At 56.8% G+C, this 17,747-nt stretch carries 13 protein-coding genes; 6 read left to right on the top strand and 7 right to left on the bottom strand.

All coding sequences use genetic code 11. From position 1 onward, the window contains the following. The first annotated feature begins 26 nt into the window (after window positions 1-26). A complete protein-coding gene (gene tenA / locus ACYQ54_RS21750) occupies window positions 27-689 on the top strand; it encodes a thiaminase II (protein ID WP_460086201.1) in 663 nt (220 codons plus the stop codon). Between the two features lie 29 nt (window positions 690-718). Here tenA and ACYQ54_RS21745 read toward each other — a convergent pair whose 3' ends face one another. The 4 genes from ACYQ54_RS21745 to parE all read right to left on the bottom strand — a co-directional run bounded on the left by ACYQ54_RS21745 (window position 719) and on the right by parE (window position 6,549). After that, the gene (locus ACYQ54_RS21745; RefSeq protein ID WP_460086199.1) at window positions 719-1,807 is read right to left on the bottom strand and encodes a GGDEF domain-containing protein; all 1,089 of its coding nucleotides are present in this window, start codon (window positions 1,805-1,807) and stop codon (window positions 719-721) included. Window positions 1,808-1,930: 123 nt separating this feature from the next. After that, window positions 1,931-3,376: a DEAD/DEAH box helicase gene (locus tag ACYQ54_RS21740; protein WP_460086198.1), complete on the bottom strand. Its 1,446-nt coding sequence runs from the start codon at window positions 3,374-3,376 to the stop codon at window positions 1,931-1,933. Between the two features lie 299 nt (window positions 3,377-3,675). Further along, window positions 3,676-4,404 carry a sulfotransferase family 2 domain-containing protein gene (locus ACYQ54_RS21735; RefSeq protein WP_460086196.1) on the bottom strand — a complete coding sequence of 243 codons (729 nt, stop codon included), beginning with the start codon at window positions 4,402-4,404 and terminating at the stop codon, window positions 3,676-3,678. 99 nt (window positions 4,405-4,503) lie between these two features. Next, window positions 4,504-6,549, bottom strand: a complete 2,046-nt coding sequence (gene parE, locus ACYQ54_RS21730; protein ID WP_460086195.1) for a DNA topoisomerase IV subunit B — start codon at window positions 6,547-6,549, stop codon at window positions 4,504-4,506. Window positions 6,550-7,137: 588 nt separating this feature from the next. On the opposite strand from parE, the gene ACYQ54_RS21725 reads away from it, so the two are divergent. Next, complete coding sequence (locus ACYQ54_RS21725; protein ID WP_460086193.1) at window positions 7,138-7,995, top strand: tetratricopeptide repeat protein; 858 nt, start codon at window positions 7,138-7,140, stop codon at window positions 7,993-7,995. A 675-nt stretch (window positions 7,996-8,670) separates the two neighbouring features. On the opposite strand, the gene xth is transcribed toward ACYQ54_RS21725, so the two are convergent. After that, window positions 8,671-9,453 (bottom strand): exodeoxyribonuclease III, encoded by a 783-nt coding sequence (gene xth / locus ACYQ54_RS21720; protein WP_460086192.1) that lies wholly within the window; start codon window positions 9,451-9,453, stop codon window positions 8,671-8,673. A gap of 66 nt (window positions 9,454-9,519) precedes the next feature. Next, a complete protein-coding gene (gene erpA / locus ACYQ54_RS21715; protein ID WP_460086190.1) occupies window positions 9,520-9,861 on the bottom strand; it encodes an iron-sulfur cluster insertion protein ErpA in 342 nt (113 codons plus the stop codon). A 154-nt stretch (window positions 9,862-10,015) separates the two neighbouring features. Between erpA and ACYQ54_RS21710 the strand changes: the two genes are divergently transcribed. The 3 genes from ACYQ54_RS21710 (at window position 10,016) to ACYQ54_RS21700 (ending at window position 15,695) form a co-directional block, all read left to right on the top strand. Continuing rightward, the gene (locus ACYQ54_RS21710) at window positions 10,016-11,233 is read left to right on the top strand and encodes a deoxyguanosinetriphosphate triphosphohydrolase (RefSeq protein ID WP_460086189.1); all 1,218 of its coding nucleotides are present in this window, start codon (window positions 10,016-10,018) and stop codon (window positions 11,231-11,233) included. Window positions 11,234-11,332: 99 nt separating this feature from the next. Next, complete coding sequence (argS, locus tag ACYQ54_RS21705; protein ID WP_460086187.1) at window positions 11,333-13,102, top strand: arginine--tRNA ligase; 1,770 nt, start codon at window positions 11,333-11,335, stop codon at window positions 13,100-13,102. Between the two features lie 70 nt (window positions 13,103-13,172). Beyond that, window positions 13,173-15,695 (top strand): SPOR domain-containing protein, encoded by a 2,523-nt coding sequence (locus ACYQ54_RS21700; RefSeq protein ID WP_460086186.1) that lies wholly within the window; start codon window positions 13,173-13,175, stop codon window positions 15,693-15,695. Between the two features lie 61 nt (window positions 15,696-15,756). Here the strand turns inward: ACYQ54_RS21700 and ACYQ54_RS21695 are convergent, their stop codons facing one another. Continuing rightward, window positions 15,757-16,674, bottom strand: coding sequence for a LysR family transcriptional regulator (locus tag ACYQ54_RS21695; protein WP_460086184.1), 918 nt, complete (start codon window positions 16,672-16,674; stop codon window positions 15,757-15,759). 132 nt (window positions 16,675-16,806) lie between these two features. Here ACYQ54_RS21695 and ACYQ54_RS21690 point away from each other — a divergent pair, with 132 nt between their 5' ends. Further along, window positions 16,807-17,730: a DMT family transporter gene (locus ACYQ54_RS21690; protein ID WP_460086182.1), complete on the top strand. Its 924-nt coding sequence runs from the start codon at window positions 16,807-16,809 to the stop codon at window positions 17,728-17,730. Window positions 17,731-17,747 lie beyond the last annotated feature (17 nt).

Below are 17,747 nucleotides of genomic sequence, written 5' to 3'. Positions count from 1 at the left end.
CTGTCTATTCTTTCAAAGAGTGTTGCATGAGCTTTTTCGAGCGGCTGAAAGCCGACGCTGGCCCGCAGTGGGCCGACTACACCCATCACGCATTTGTTCAGCAGTTGGGAGCCGGGACGCTTCCACTGTCTTGTTTCAAACATTACCTGGTTCAGGATTATCTGTTTCTCATCCAGTTTGCCCGAGCCTATGCGCTTGGGGTCTACAAGAGCTCGTCCATTGCCGACATGCGTCAGTCGTTGGCAGGGGTGAAAGCCATTCTGGATGATGAACTCGATCTGCATGTCGAGATGTGTCGCAACTGGGGCATGGATCGGAAAATGATTGAGACCGCGCCCGAAGATACACCAACGATGGCCTATACCCGCTTTGTGCTTGACGCCGGCATGGCAGGAGATCTTCTGGACCTGCAAGCGGCGCTTGCCCCTTGCGTGATCGGTTATGCGGAGATCGGTACAAGGCTCTCGGCGGAAGGTTGCGACACCGACGGTAATCCTTACTGCCGCTGGATCCGGGAGTACGCCGCAGAAGGCTATCAGGAGCTGGCACAGGGGTTTATTGCCTGGCTGGATGGCACCTCCAGCCAGTTGCTGACGGATCACCGCTATCCGCGTGTTCTGTCCATATTTGAAAAGGCCTGTCGCCTGGAAAGCGATTTCTGGCAAATGGGTCTGAACGCCAGAGACTGAGACAGCTTTCTGCTCGGCCGCGAGTATTTTCAGTAACGCTGAGAACTACTGAAGGGAATGGCGACGTCTTCCTGCTGTTCGAGGCCTGGAAGGTCCCGTTCGGTCTTCACAAGGTTCCGGCCAGCGTTCTTCGCCAGGTAGAGTGCTTCATCGGCGCGTGAGACGATGGAATGGGCCGTATCCATGTTCTCGAAGGTCGCAATGCCGACGGAAATGGTTACCCGGCCAAGGTTCTCACCCGTGGATCGTTTGACGAGTTCCTTGGACATGACCGCATTGCGAATGTTCTCACCAATTGCGGAAGCCTCTTCGAGCTCGACATGCGGCAGAATGATTGCAAATTCTTCACCACCATATCGGCAGGCTATATCCTGCGCCTTGATGTTCTGCTTCACGGCAAGCGCGACTAGCCGCAGAACCTGATCACCTGTCTGGTGGCCATAGGTATCGTTGAATTTCTTGAAGTGATCGATGTCGGTCATCAGCAGAGAGAAGCTACGGCCGCTCTCCTTGGATTGATCGATCACCCGCTCGATAGAATTTTCGAAGTGTTTGCGATTGTTCAGCGTCGTGAGCTCATCCGTCAGGGATTCGTAACGGATCGCTTCCAACGAGGACTGCAGATTCTCGATGTGCTTTTTCGATTCAAGAAGCTGGCTTTCCAGTTTGCGGTTCGAAGCAACGGCGTTCTGGGTCGATTTCACCAGATGCGTCACATAGACCTTCAGCTTTTCCGGATCGGAAACCGATTTAATCTTTTCGCCAGCCTGCTCAAGCGCAGTGCCATAGTCTGAAGTTGCGTCGGCGCTCAGCTTCAGCGTATCGACCAGTTCCTCGACTTCCCTGGAAACCTTGGAGCCGACTTCGTCCAGCCGGTCGCCAAGCCGTGTCGGCGACAGAAAACGGCCGTAAAGCGTCAGCATCTCGTCGGTGCTGATCCTGCCGTTAGACTTGATGGACTCATTGACGGCCCGGTTCAGGCCCTGATTGTAACCAGCTGCGTAGGTGTACCAAAGTTCATAAGAACGAGGGTAGGCTGGCAGTACATTTTTCTTGATGTAACTGATTGCGGACTCTCCGTACTGGATTGTCCGCTTATGGTCGTCTTCATCCGCCATCAAGTTTCTCTCACCCATGTCTTGCGAATCCGCCCCACACGGACACAAGAACTAAGTTTTAACCTCTGATGGAAGGCTTAAGGAGCCGTTAAGCTTAAAGAGAAACCTGGAGAGATTTTGACCTTATGAAGCCTTTTTGGGCCTCGGTTCACGCAGAAGGAACGCAGGAATGTGAACGCCGGCACCGAAGGCAGGTTCCAGTTTATCGTTTCTGGAGCGCTTTCCAGACTGCCGTTGCGGCATGTTTGAAACCGGAGTCGGGTTCAGCATTTCAGGGAGTTCCTCCATCTGTTCTTCCACGACTTCGCGTGGCTTGCTCTGCGGTCGGCGACGATTTGACGGTTTTGTTTCCGCTGCATCATTGTCGTTGCTGGACCGTGCATTACGAGCCGGTTTACCCGTCTTGCGACGCGCCTTGCGTTCTTGCGCTGCAGCCTCGAAGTCGATCGCGTCACCCAGCCAGTCGATGTCTTTCTTGATCAGCGTCTGAATGGCGTCGAGATACTTCTGGTCTTCTCCGGTCACGAGCGTGAATGCTGTGCCATTGCGGCCGGCACGGCCGGTTCGGCCAATCCGGTGAACATAGTCTTCCGCGTTGCTTGGAACGTCAAAGTTGAAGACATGGCTGACTTCGGGAATGTCGAGACCGCGGGCGGCAACATCACTCGCTACCAGAAGCTTGATGGTGCCCTTTCGGAAATTATCCAGCATCATCATGCGCGTGCGTTGATCCATGTCGCCATGGAGCGCACCGACGTTGTATTCATGACGCTCCAGCGACCGATAGAGCGTCGTTACGTCACGCTTGCGGTTGCAGAAGACAATCGCATTCTGAAGATCTTCAGCGCCTTCCAGCAGTTCGCGCAGGGCGGCACGCTTTTCGTAGTCCTTGGACTCGGTTGCCTTGAGGAACTGAGCGACATTCTCGGCCGTGGACGATGTCGGTGCGACTTCGATACGCGCCGGATTCTGAAGGAAGGTTTCCGTCAGGCGCTGAATTTCCGGCGGCATGGTAGCCGAGAAGAACAGGGTCTGCCGTGTGAACGGGATCAGCTTGCAGATCCGCTCGATATCCGGAATGAACCCCATGTCGAGCATGCGATCGGCTTCATCGATGACGAGGATTTCGACACCCTGAAGCAAAAGCTTGCCGCGTTCGAAATGGTCCAGAAGGCGTCCAGGTGTTGCAATCAGAACATCGGTGCCGCGGTCCAGTTTCTTGTCCTGTTCGGAAAAGGAAACACCACCGATCAGCAGGGCAATGTTGAGCTTGTGATTGGTGCCGTATCTGGCGAAATTCTCTTCGACCTGTGCAGCGAGTTCGCGCGTCGGCTCAAGAATAAGGGTGCGCGGCATACGTGCCCTGGCGCGTCCCTTTTCGAGCAAGGTCAGCATCGGCAGAGTGAAACTAGCGGTCTTGCCGGTTCCGGTCTGGGCGATGCCAAGTATATCGCGGCGCTCGAGCACCTGCGGAATGGCTCCAGACTGGATTGCCGTAGGTTCCTTATAACCCGCTGCTTCAACTGCAGCGAGAACCTTCTCGCTAAGACCGAGAGTATTAAATGCCATGGAGCGCTTTGCCCGAATGTTGTGATTGTTAATCGGCGGCGCCGTGGGAACCGCCGGTGCCAATGTGCGCACACCCTACATTCATGCGCTCAGGTGTCAATGCGCTTGAGAGGTAAAATTTCAAGAAAATAGAGTAATTCCGGGTACGATTTGCCATTTCAGTTAATAGTGCAACCAAGTTGGTTCCTGAAATCGGCTTGAAGATCAGTATGTGTTGCCCAAAAAGAAGGCGCGAACCTAGAAACGTGTTTCCTAAAAGTTCGCTTCCGAGGGTATTCAATACGTAAAATTGCGCAGCGTCAGGCTGAAAGAGCCGCTGGTTTGTAAAACAGGTCGTAGTCTGTCTTGTAGCGGCGCCTCAGCTGCTGAACCAGGCTGTCTTCGGTAAAGGATAACAGCGTGTTGTCGGAAACAAAATTCGCCACGTGATACGAGACAGGTGCTTTTGCGCGGAAGCGCAGAGAGCTTTCGGAGAGAAAAGTCGCGAACGACTGGTCAAAATCTTCCAGCTGCAAGATCAGATCGGCGGTTAACATGCCTTTGTATGTCAGCGCAGCGGTTTGGCTGCGGAAGAGGTTGTCTGCTTCCAGGTCCGAAATCGACGCGACATGAGACACGAATTCCTGTGGTGTCATGTCCTGGTTGAACTGACGCTCCTCATAGTAGGCCGGCAGCGGATCGGCGCTCAGAATGACCTTTTCATAGCAATAGGCCAGCCGGTGCATGGGATCCTGAACCCAGGCGGCAACCTTCATTTCAGGATGACGGCGTTTCAGTTCCCGCGCTGTCAAAAGTTCGACGTTGCCGTGAAAAAGCAGTCGTTCGGTTGCAGCGGCTCGCAGATCAAACCCGGACAGGGCCTTGAGCTTGTCGGTGCCGGCAAGACAATGAAGAACAGGGCGCAACAACTGGAAGGCAGGTTCTGCAATTCGGGCAAAGGCAATTTTATGCTTGGGAAAAGCCAGGAAGACGTGATTTCGCAGTGGGCGAAGCCGCCTGTCCAATATCGAATACATCCGGTTTAACATGATACGTTTCCGACCGGTCAAATAGGCAATGCGGGCAAACAATTACGCCCAATACGCCCCCTCAAAAAAAGACATGGATCAAAATACCCGCTATTTCGGCTAAATATCAAGATCCTCTGCAAATTCAGCGTTGTCCTGAATGAACCGGAAGCGGGCTTCCGGCTTGTTGCCCATGAGCCGCTCGACGGTATCGTTGGTATCGGCAACCGCTTCTTCCTCGACAACGACCTTGAGCATCGCCCGCTTGGAAGGATCCATTGTCGTCTCCTTCAACTGAGCCGGCAACATTTCACCCAAGCCCTTGAAACGGCCGATTTCCACTTTGGATTTGCCCTTGAAGACAGTCTCCATCAGCTCGTCCTTGTGGGCATCGTCACGGGCGTAAAGCGTCTTGCCTCCCTGGCTGAGACGATAAAGGGGAGGCACGGCCAGAAACAGATGACCACCACGGATCAACTCAGGCATTTCCCTGTAAAAGAAAGTAATCAAGAGTGATGCGATGTGGGCACCGTCGACATCGGCATCCGTCATGATGACGATCTTTTCGTAGCGCAGATCGCTTTCGCGGTACTGGGAGCGGGTGCCGCAACCCAGGGCCTGAATAAGATCGGCCAGCTGCTGGTTGGCGACAAGCTTGTCGCGCCCGGCATTGGCAACGTTCAGGATCTTGCCTCGCAAGGGCAGGACTGCCTGGTTGGACCGGTTGCGGGCCTGCTTGGCAGAGCCGCCGGCCGAGTCACCCTCCACGATGAACAGTTCCGTGCCGTCAGACTGGTTTGCGGAACAGTCGGCGAGCTTGCCCGGCAGGCGCAGCTTGCGGACGGCGGTCTTGCGTGCAACGTCCTTTTCCTGCCGTCGGCGCAGGCGTTCATCCGCGCGATCTATAACCCATTCCAAAAGCTTGTTTGCCTGGTTGGGAGATGCTGTCAGCCAATGGTCGAACGCATCGCGGACCGCTGTTTCGGTAATGCGGGTGGCTTCGTTGGTCGCCAGTTTGTCCTTGGTCTGGCCAACAAACTCCGGCTCCCTGATGAAGACCGACAGCATGCCACCGGCGGATGTCATGACATCGTCGCCGGTTATGATGGAGGCCTTCTTGTTGTTTGTCAGTTCGCCGTATGCCTTTAGTCCCCGCAGCAGCGCATAGCGGAAACCCGCTTCGTGGGTTCCGCCTTCCGGTGTCGGCACGGTGTTGCAGTAGGAGTTGACGAAGCCGTCGCCGGCGAACCAGCTCACGGCCCATTCCACGGAACCGTGTTTGCCGGCATTGTCGGTACGACCGAAGAAAACATCGTCGACGACGCGGCGTTCCTTGGTCAGCCGCTCGTTCAGGAAGTCGCGAAGGCCGCCGGGGAAGTGAAATACGGCTTCCGCCGGAGTTTCGTCCTTTTCCGGCAGCAATTCAGGTGCGCAGTGCCAACGGATCTCGACACCGCCGAAAAGATAGGCCTTCGATCGTGCCATCTTCAGAAGACGTGCGGGAATGAACTTCGCACCTTTGCCGAAAATCTGATCGTCCGGCTTGAAACTGACCTGGGTGCCGCGTCGGTTCTGCGTGTCGCCGACCAGTTCGAGCGGTCCCTGGGCATGGCCTCGGCGGAAAATCTGGCGATAGAGCTTGCGGCTGCGGGCAACCTCTACAATGAGTTCCTCGGACAGTGCGTTGACCACCGAGATGCCGACGCCATGCAGGCCCCCGGAGGTCTCATAGACCTTGCTGTCGAACTTTCCGCCCGCATGCAGCGTCGTCATGATCACTTCGAGAGCGGACTTGTCCTTGAATTTCGGATGAGGGTCGACCGGGATGCCGCGGCCATTGTCGGTAATCGTCAGATAGCCATCTGCGGAAAGCGAAACGTCGATCCAGGTTGCGTGACCGGCAACTGCTTCGTCCATCGAGTTGTCGATCACCTCTGCAAAGAGGTGATGAAGCGCTTTTTCGTCCGTGCCGCCAATATACATGCCCGGGCGCCGCCGAACCGGTTCAAGACCTTCAAGAACCTCGATGTCGGCCGCCGAGTAGTCGTCGCTGACCGCGACTGGCGCAACGGGACGTGGCTTTTGCGGAGCTGGGGCGGGCTCGTCGTGTGTCATTGGGGCAGAGACCGCCGCGTTGCCTGCAAACAGATCGTCTTTTGCGCTCATTCCGTATCGCCTGATGGGTCTTGGGTCACAGTTTCTAGAAACTCAGCGCCGTTACCTACACCGAATCATGTCTCAGTTTGAAGGACAAAGATAGAACGGCAAAGGCAATTGGCCAAAAGCCCCCGTTTTCAACAGCCTGCACCCCCAAAAATCCGTTCTGGCAACACATCATCAACCCACCCGTGTTCAAATAAGGGTCTTGAATGGGAGAGGGGTGGTCACAATATGTGCCAATTCCGCAACAGTTACTGACAGAGTCATCTACAGGGTCCCGGTTTGCCTCGGTTGCCCCTGTTCGGCCATGTTTGCCCGTCACCCGTTACGCTAATGTCTGGGGCAGTCCTACCGGGATCTCCTTCCTGCGCAGGGCACAGTCCGGACAAAAAGTGTCAGGAAATGGTCTTATTTCGGCGCCGTACGGCCCAACTTAGGACGAAATGATCGGCCATTTTAGGCCACTCCGAAACAGTGGATCCCGGTAGCGCGTGCTCCAGGATCGAAGAGACAGCAAATGCGCTTTGCGCGGACAAAAACAAGAACGTCCGTCGGGGATCTGTTTCGTTGCCGACGGGTAATAGTGTGACTGGGATGCGAAAGAACAGCACAAAGCTTCAACGCATTGGAAAAGCCGGAACCGTGCTTGGCGCGTTGATCTTGATCGGCCTGTCCGGGCCAGTGGCCGCCTTTGACGGTCAACCGGCGCCTGCAAGGGCGATCGGCCCTACGGATCTTTCTCCGACAGAAGCACTGCGTGCCGGTGCGCGACAGTATTATTCCGGCGACAAGGCAGCAGCTCTCGGTTCGCTGCAGTATGCGGCGGAAAACGGTCAGCCCATGGCCGCCTGGAAGCTGGGGGAGATGTATGCCTCCGGTGACGGCGTCAAGGAAGACGACCTCAAGGCCTTCCAGTACTACAGCCAGATTGTTCGTGAGCACGGTGAAGATCGTCCGGACGCACCGGATGCTCCCTTTGTCTCAAGTGCATTCGTGGCGCTCGGATCCTATTACCTGAACGGTATCGACGGCGCGGTTCCCAAGAACGAGTCTCGCGCTCGGCAGATCTTCACGCACGCAGCTTCCTATTTCGGCGACGCTGACGCACAGTACGAACTTGGGCGCATGTACCAGGAAAACAACAGCCGCATGGCCGTGCGCTGGTACAATCTGGCTGCTCTAAAGGGGCATGTCGGGGCTCAGGCCCGGCTCGGCGAAACGCTTTATGCGCTCGGTACCTCGGACAAGAAAAAAGCCCGTGGCCTGATGTGGATGACCGTTGCCCGTGAACAGGCCAAAGGAGCGGATGCCAACTGGATCCACTCCATGCATGAGCAATATTTTGCGGTTTCGCCAGAGCCTGTCAGGCAGATGGCCCGGTCCATGGCTGACGGCTGGCTGAAGCAGAACCGCCCGGACATGCTCACCGCACAGCAATTGCCAGCACAATAATCGCAAGTTGGTTACATCCGGGGCACCTGTGCGGAATTGACAGCACAAATTTCCGGATGGCCGGCGTCTGCGAACGTGCCTCTGTTTAGCGCTCTTCGCCTGTTTCCAGCGCCTGAACGCTGCCCAAATCGAAACTAGTCTCGTTGAATTTAAAGAGTAGCCTTCGCCCAAACCGGCTGGTTGGGAGAGCCTGATACTTCATGGCCGGAGATGCCGCTGTAGGGGCTCAGGTTTTGACTAAGCGGGCAAGGTGCGTTGCTGATCTGCCAGGATGTGTTGTTGAGCACCATTTCGCAGGTCGCCATTTTCAGTCCAGTCGGACTTTTCAGGCAGACAGATTCACCAACACCAAATTTTTCACCCTTGTACCTGCAGGTGCATGAAACGTCTTGAGCGTTTGCGGCGGAACCAGATCCAGGGGCCTGACCGAAGACCAATCCGAAAAACAGACAGGCTGCGAAAGTCAAAGACTTGCTGCGGCCAGCAGTCGAACTGGTTGCCGGAAGGGGCTGTCCACATGTTGCCGTCGTGGACGTTGGTCGGCCATTCGTTATCCCATGACAGGCAAAAGCTTACCACGACGTCAGCTGACTGCAAGTCCGGTTTCCGGACCAATCAAGAATGACGAGGGCAGCGGGACCGGCAGTGATTGTTGGCTGAAAGCTAAGAACAGCGTCAGGCGGCTAGTTTCACCCAGACCGGCACATGATCCGACGGCTTTTCCCAAGCACGCACATGCTTGTCGATACCGCAGCCGGAGAACCTGTCCGTCGCCTGCGGAGACATCAGTATGTGATCGATGCGAATGCCGTTGTTTTTCTGCCAGGCGCCTGCCTGATAGTCCCAGAACGTGAATGTTTCCGGGGCTTCCGTGCAGGAACGGACCGCTTCAGTCAAACCGAGATTCATCAGGGTCCGAAAGCGCTGGCGGCTCTCCGGTTGAAAGAGAGCGTCGTCCAGCCAGTTCTGCGGGTTCTTGGCGTCAACCGGGTCCGGAATGACGTTGTAGTCACCCAGCAGCAGGAACGGCGTTTCTTCAGCGAGACGCTTTTGGGTGTGAGCTATCAGGCGATCCATCCACTCGAGCTTGTATGGAAACTTTTCTGTTCCAAGCGGATTGCCGTTCGGAAGATAGAGGCAGCCGATTCGAACAGGACCGGCGTCTGTCGAAAGACTGGCTTCAATATAACGTGCTTGTTCGTCTGCGTCGTTGCCGGGCAGCCCGCGCTGAATATCAGTCAGAGTGGTTTTCGAGAGAAACGCGACCCCGTTGAAGCCCTTTTGTCCGTGGGTTTCCACTTTGTAGCCAAGATCTTCAAACGGTTGACGCGGGAAGTTCTCGTCGACGGACTTGATCTCCTGCAGGCAGGCAACGTCTGGAGACGCTTCCTTGAGCCACTCAAGGACGGTGTCGATACGGGCTTTGACGCCGTTGATGTTCCAGGTCGCAATTTTCATGAGCGCGGTTGCCTCAACTTTTTGAAACTGCCGGGGCAACCGGCCAAAAGGGATGAACCACCTTGATCAGATCGTGAAACTGGTGCCGCAGCCGCAGCCGGCCACCGCATTTGGATTGTTGATCTGAAAGGACTGGCCGATCAGATCGTCCACGAAATCGATTTCCGATCCACTCATGTATTGCAGGGAAATGGAATCGATCAGAACCATCGCTCCGGCTTTTTCGATTACCAGATCGTCGTCTTCACGGGTGTCGACCACGTCATATTTATATTGCAGTCCGGAACAGCCGCCACCTTCAACGCTGACGCGCAGCATGCTGCCGTCCGGTTCCTTCGACAAAATCGCAGCAATGCGCTTGGCAGCGCGGTCGCTGACTGTTACGCCAATTTCAAGTGTTTCGGTCATGTTTCACCGACTCGCTCAGTTCCGGCCATGTGCGGGAACGTTAAACCTGATTTGTTCAGATAAGTATGTTTTGCGGCCGCTCGCGTCAATGTGCTGCCAGCGGCCGAAGAAACGGCAAACACGGACGGGGTCTGTGAAGGATGGCTGGAAACAGATGAAAGCGGATATCGGATTTGGGGGGCAAACCCGCGCAATCTATGCGGAAAACCCTCAGGAAAGCCGGGGCAGGCTCTTCCCCGAGCCTGACAGCCCGACGCGCACACCTTTCCAGCGAGATCGTGACAGAATAATTCATTCGTCCGCCTTTCGCAGGCTCAAGCACAAGACACAGGTTTTTGTCTATCACGAAGGCGATCATTTCCGCACGCGATTGACCCATACCATCGAGGTGTCGCAAATCGCGCGCTCTCTGGCTCGCGCCCTTCGGCTTGATGAGGATCTGGCCGAATGTCTGGCCTTGTCTCACGACCTTGGCCATACGCCGTTCGGCCATGAAGGTGAAGATGTCATGCATGAATGCATGGCACCCTTCGGCGGTTTCGATCACAACGCACAATCGCTCAGGGTCGTGACGCACCTGGAACAACGATATGCGGAGTTCGATGGTCTGAACCTTGCGTGGGAAACGCTGGAGGGGCTGGTCAAACACAATGGGCCGCTGATCGATGCAAACGGTGCCCCCCTTGGCAAATTCAAGGGCGGCCAATTGCCGTTTGCGATCCGTGACTATGCCGGCAAGCAGGATCTTCTGTTGTATACCTGGCCGGGCGCCGAAGCGCAGGCAGCTGCCATCGCAGACGATATCGCCTATGACGCACATGACCTCGATGACGGATTGAGGGCAGGGCTTTTTGCGATCGAAGACATGCGCGACGTGCCTTTTCTGGCCGACATTCTAGCCGAAGTGGACGGCAAGTATCCGGGCCTGGAGGAAAGCCGCCGCATTCATGAGATTGTCAGGCGGTCGATTACACGCATGGTGGAAGACGTCATTCGCGAGGCGGTGCGCAACCTGAATGAGGTCGCACCGCAAAATGTGCAGGAGATTCGGATGGCCGGACGTTGCCTTGTCGGCTTCTCCGACCAAATGGCTGCCGCGGAAAAGGAAGTGAAGCGTTTTCTGTTTGCGCGGGTCTACCGGCACGCCGATGTTCTGGCGGTTCGCAAACTGGTGGCAAGGGTGGTTCGGGATCTGTTCAGCAGGTTCCTGGCCGAACCGGATCTGATGCCAAAACCCTGGAACAGCGGCCTTGGCAAATTGAGTGAAACGGAAATCGCACGGCTGGTTTGTGACTATATCGCCGGTATGACCGACCGCTATGCGATCGAGGAGCACCGTAGACTGTTTGACGACACTCCTGATTTGGGGTAGGCGCTTGATCGACTTTCAAAGCCCTGTGGCGCCGAAGGCTTTGGCCTTCGCAGCGCGCGGGGGCTTTGTGTTTGAAAACCAAAACCTGACCGGTGTTCTATGAATATCTTCGCGGACTTCACGCTACGCGTCAAAGACGCTCTTCAAAGCCTTGATTTAAAAGATGCAAATGGAGAGTCGCCAGATTTTTCGCGAGTCGTGGTCGAAGCGCCGCGCGATCCGGCACATGGTGATCTTGCCACCAACGCTGCAATGGTTCTGGCAAAACCGCTCGGTGTGAAGCCGCGTGATCTGGCCGAGCAGCTTGTAGCCCAGCTCAATGCCGACCCGGAGATCACCGAAACGACGATTGCCGGCCCCGGCTTTATTAATCTGCGGGTTGCCCAGGGTGTGTGGCACAGGGTTCTGGCCAGCGTTCTCGCCGAAGGTGTCCGGTTCGGGGCACAGGAACGTTCACCTGCGCCGAAGGTCAACGTCGAATACGTTTCCGCCAACCCGACCGGTCCGATGCATGTCGGCCATATCCGGGGTGCCGTCGTGGGTGATGCTCTTGCCAACGTCCTGGCGTTTGCTGGCAACGAGGTGGTCAAGGAGTACTACATCAACGATGCCGGGTCGCAGATCGATACGCTGGCCCGCAGTGCCTTTCTGCGCTACCGCGAGGCATTGGGCGCAGACATCGGCGACATTCCGGCCGGCCTCTATCCGGGTGACTATCTCAAGCCCGTTGGCGAGCAACTGAAGGCCGAGTTCGGTTCATCACTCATCGATAAGGATGAGAGTGAATGGCTACCGATGGTCAAGGAGCGCGCGATCGCCGCAATGCTGGAACTGATCCGCCAGGATCTGGCCGCGCTGGGGGTCGAGCATGAAGTGTTTTATTCCGAACGAACGCTGCACGATCGCGGAGCTGGCAATGGGTCCAAGATCGACCACATGCTCGAGACCCTCCGGAACAAGGGACTGATCTACGAGGGTACGCTGCCACCACCAAAGGGGCAGGTTCCGGACGATTGGGAAGATCGTGAACAGACGCTGTTTCGCGCAAGCGATTTTGGGGACGATACCGACCGGGCCTTGAAGAAGTCCGATGGGTCTTACACCTATTTCGCTGCCGACGTTGCCTATTTTCAGGACAAGTTCGAACGCGGATTTTCCGAAACGATCTACGTGCTTGGTGCGGATCACGGCGGATATGCCAAACGTCTTCAGGCTGTTGGCAAGGCAATTTCAGACGGCAAGACGGAAGTCGTGGTCCGGTTCTGCCAGCTCGTTAAGCTTATGCGTGATGGCGAACCGGTGAAGATGTCGAAACGGTCCGGTGATTTCATCACACTGCGCGACGTTGTCGACGAAGTTGGACCCGACCCGGTTCGCTTCATGATGCTGTTCCGCAAGAACGATGCGCCGCTGGATTTCGACTTCAAGAAAGTCACCGAACAGTCGAAAGACAATCCGGTCTTCTATGTTCAGTACGGTCACGCGCGGTGCTGCTCGGTGCTCAGACAGGCGGCTGATGAACTCAAGGAAGCCGGGTTCACGGTTGATGATCTGTCCGGAGCTGATTTCTCCCTGCTGGACGACGTTGGCGAGCAGGAGCTGTTCGCCAAGATGGCAGAATGGCCGAAAGTGGTCGAAGCAGCCGCAGAAACACATGAGCCGCACAGAATTGCGTTTTATCTGCATGAACTCGCTAGTTCTTTGCATGGCCATTGGAATAAAGGCTACGAATTGCCTCATTTACGTTTTATTCAGGCCGGTAACTTGAAATTAACCCTAGCGCGTCTTGCTTTGGTTCGTGCAGTATCTTTGGTGCTCGCTTCAGGTCTAACGATTCTCGGCGTGAATGCTCCTGAAGAAATGCGCTAGTTTTAATGGCCGCTGGAAACGATTTAATGGATCGCCAGCGACTTGAAGTGGACCGGTTTTCGTAAAGCTCATGTCACAAGACTACGAAACAAAGCGATCAGATTTGCGCGCCTCGCAGAACGAGGTGGGCGGTGAACGGCCGGCCGCGGAGGATCCGCTGGTTGAATTGGCGCGGATTGTCCACAAGAACAAGCAATCGGGGGCAAATGTGAACAGCGGCCGCGTTGGTAGTACAGATTATTTTGCGGGGCTGGACGATGTTGCAAGCGACGCGCCTGCAGAATCCACCCCGGCGCCGTCGCGCATCGAACCGTCATTTGCGAACATTCGCCCGGTGACGACTTCATCCGGATCGAACGCTCGCGATGATATTGCTGAAGAGCCTCGTGCAACGTCTGAAGTTGCTACGAATGACTTCTACACGGCAAATCCGTCAACGAGCTTCGAGCATTCCTTTGACCTTGAAGAACCGGCGCAAAAGTCTCCGAAGGCATCATCGTCTCACGTGTCTTCGTTGTGGCCGAGTGAGCCGCAGTCGGAACCCGTGAGCGAACCGGTTCAGCCAGTCGCTCCGGCCGCAAGTGCCGCACCATCCCCGATCGATCATGTCGTGCAGTTCCGCACACCTCAGGCACCGGCGGTGCAGGCCCAACCGGATGCTGCCAATGACAGATCGTATCTCGCTCCCTCTGTCGCGATGGATCTGGAGCAGAACCTCACGGCCGAGCTGGAAGACGAACTGATTGGTGCCTTGCGCCAGTCCGTCGACGAGACCCAACCGGTTGCTGAGCCGGCCGGGAGCTTTGCTGCGGAAACACAAGATGCCGCGCCAGCCGAGCCCGCAGCGCCGCTCTACGCCCGAGAAAAATCCGACTTTTCGGGTTCTGAAAGCTTCAGAAAGTCTCCCCAGAAGCCGTTCGCACCGACCGTGTCTCCAGCCTTTGGTGCCACGCTGTCAGGCTCGTCAGCGCCTTCAGCTCCTGCGCGGTCTGCAGACGATTACCGGCTCGGTGGTGTACAACACGAAGAACCCGCTGCTCCTGTCGTCCGGGAGGAGCAGCCGGTCCAGGCTCCCCGCTATCAGCAGCCGGTGACTGGGCAGCGCCCGCAGATTGATGAAAACGATTTTTTCGCGGCACTGAACCCGGCTCAATCCGAGCCGGCGTCGCACGATGTGGATGCTGCGCAGGAACAGACGGGAGATCCGGCAGGCATTGATGCACTGTTTGCTGATCTCGATTTCCCGGCCCCAACAGCGCGAAAGCCTGTCGGAGGGTCCGTTGAACCGCCGGCACAGGAAGCATCTGCAGCCGAGCCGGATTTGGACGACATGGCCTGGCCGGCCGCTGCAGCCTCGGTTCCACAATCGGAAGACGACGAAACGCCACCACCGCCGGAAGGTTATGACCTGGATGCTGTCGCGCGGGCGATGCAGGAAAGTGATCCGAGCCTGACTGGCGCCGGCGTCCTGCCGCCCCATTCAGCGGCAGAACGAAATGCGGTTCCCCATTCCGGTGAAAAGTCCCGGAAAGGTCTGTTCGTTGCCGCAGGAGTGCTTGGTGTTGCCGTTCTGGGTGGCGCCGGGTTTTTCTTGATCGACAGTGACGCCGTTCCGGTTCCCAGTGGGCCGCCACCGATCATTAGCGGTCTGCAGGAACCGCTCAAGGTTTATCCGGAGCAGAGCCAGGCTTCTGCTGACGATCAGGCCGGCAAGCTTATTTACGATCGTGTCGATGGCACCGGTGTTGCCGGTCCCGATAAATTGATACCGACGGAATCCCCGCAGCTTGCAGAATTGCCGCCTGCACCGGCAGGTACCAATGGCGACGCTGATCTAGTGCCGGGTACGCCGAAACGCGTAAGAACTGTTGTTGTGCGACCGGATGGCACCATCATTCCGGAGGGGCAGGAACCTGCCACCGCAACGCCTGCGCAGCCGCAACCGGCAACACCGACCCAGCCTGATACTGCATCCGACAATGACGAGTCGCGCGTGGTTTCAACGTCTCCAGTCGTCACCGGCGCCGATGTCGCCCCCGAGGATTCGGCTGGAACTGCACCAGAAGCGGCAGTGCCCGATACGCCTGCAATTGTAACCGGTGCGGATGTCGCTCCGGAACCGACCGCAAGCGAGCCTGCAGCGCCGGTGCTGTCGGTTGTGCCGCGCAAGAAACCAGACGCTCCGGTCCAGGTCGCGAGTGCACCGTCGGCTACGACAGCCCCGGCGCAAGCTCCTCAGACCGATCGCCCGCTTAACCTGACCCAGCCAGCTACGGCTCCTGCTGCGACGGCTCCTGCAACTCCGGCACCTGTTGCCAGCACCTCTGGCGGCAGCATTCCGTCGGGCACTTATATCGTTCAGGTAACTTCTCAGCGTTCGGAAGCTGCCGCGAGCGACGCATATTCCGGTTTGCAGCGACGCTTCCCGGCTATTCTGGGCAACCGGAATGCGGTGATCGTTGCCGCAACCGTCGAAGACAGAGGTGTGTTCTACCGGGCACGTATCCCGACTGGCACACGTGATGAAGCCATTGGTCTGTGTGAAAGTCTTCAGGCTGCCGGCGGCGATTGCTTCGTACGCAGACAGCCCTGACCACAGGCCTGGTCCTGATCTTCTAAGATGTTACAGAGACGGCCGGGATTTCCCGGCCGTTTTATTGTGCTGCGGCAACAGGCTCATCAAGTGTGACACCGCGCAACTGAGGTCCCATATGTCGGAAGACCACGGCAATGGCATCCATGGCCTGTCGGACAGCGGGCTCCCGGCGCAGATCTCGATGGACGATGATATGTTCAACGTTTGTCAGTTCCGCGAGTGGCTCTGTCAGTCTGACCAAATCACGATTGCTGTCCCCCATGAAGACAGGCAAGAGGCACAAACCTGCGTCGGATGCGGTCATGTTCATGAGCGTGGTCATCGTGTTTGAGCGCAGTTTCGGCATTTCAGACAACCGGGACTCCAGCCAGCGCATCTGGGACGGATACCAGAGGTCGTCAGGCGCAAACCCCAGCCATGTGCAAAGCCTGTAGCGGTCTGGTGTTCTGGCGGCCGGATGGTTAGCGACATAGTTGGCTGAACCGTAGACAGCATATGCAAGTTCGCCGATTTTCCGGGCAATCAACGTGTCCGTTTCCGGTAGGCAGTTGCGGATCTGAAGCTCAATACTGCGTGATTGGTGATTGACAGGTTGGTGGCTCGATATCAGCTCCAGTTCTACACCGTCGAGCAAACCGGTCAGCAGCTCGAAGCGGTCGGTTAGAACTCGTGCGCGCACTTCGTCCACGGCAACCCGAACGACCTTCAGAGTTGAACCGCAGAGGTCGGGAAGGATCCGCGCCGCTGCCTCGGCCTTCTTGCGCATGTCGTCCGCAAGCGGGATCAGGCGCAGACCGGCATCTGTTGGTTTCAGACCTGTCGGCGTCCGGTCAAAAAGCCTGGCACCTATCCGGTCCTCGAAGCTCTTCAGCCGGCGGCTCAGTTGCGGTTGGCTGATGTCCAACGCCTTCGCCGCCCCGGAGAGCGAGCGAAATCGTGCTGCGGCATCGACCAGTTTCAGGTCATCCCAGTTCATGGGGAGGTTATACCAATATGCAGCAAGAAGGGCAACGCAATGCGTTTCTGCATACCCGTTATTGGATTTTCAGGACTGATCAGAATGTTTGCCCGGTGATAAGACTTCAACGGATTTAATTGGACCTGACACATGTCGCAGAATTCTGTCTATCACCGCCCGGACAACACGCTGCTTGCACTGGTACTCGCACTGGCGGGCATGGTGGCTTTCACGCCGATATTTGCTGCCGGTAAATTGTCCGGAGGTTTGCTTCCGGTCGCTGTTCTGGTTTGGCTGCGCTTCCTTGGGGGAGCCGCAACGATCGTGAGCGTTGCGGCGGTCAGGCGTGTGCCGGTTTTCACGTGTCTGAGCCCGCTGTGGAAACTACATCTCATGCGGTCGTTTTGCGGCGTGGGCGGACTTGCCAGCTCGATCTATGCTGCCAGCGTGTTGCCGTTGGCGGATGCGACGGCGATCGGTCTGACAAAAGGCATAATTGCCATCGTGTTGGCCGGCTTGATCCTGAAGGAGGTGATCACCGGCCGTCATTGGGTCGCTGGTATATTGTGCGCTTTCGGTGCGTATCTCGTGGTCCGGTCCGCGGAAAGCGGTGCGGGATACGCCGAACCGGCAATTGCCGGTATCGTTGCAGCACTCATGGGCGCACTCTTCATGGCCTGTGAAGCGTTGATCATGCGCTATATCGCGCAGCGTGAGGACACCATTACCATCCTCGCTTATGTCAATGTTTTCGCAGCGGTGCTGCTGAGCGGGCCTGTGCTCTGGCTGATCATCAGGGAAGGGGTTGCCTGGCAGAATCTGCTCGTCTTTGCCTGGATGGGACCATTGGCGATTGTCGGCCAGTCCTTGAATATTTCAGCATACAGGCGAGCAGGAGCTGCGACACTGGCACCTGTTTATTACGGCTCGGTGCTCATGTCTGCGGCGTTTGGCTTTGCGGTCTGGGGCGAAGTGCCGACACGCATTGCGGTTCTTGGAGCTGTGCTGATCGTTGCCGGAGGCGCGGTTCTGACCCTGCCCAATCCGTTTCGCAAGATACGCCAGGCCTCATGAAAGGCCTGGTGGGGTCC

It is taken from the genome of Roseibium sp. LAB1, assembly GCF_054658235.1.
Note: the sequence above shows the minus strand (reverse complement) of the source record. Positions and strands in the feature narration are given on the sequence as shown.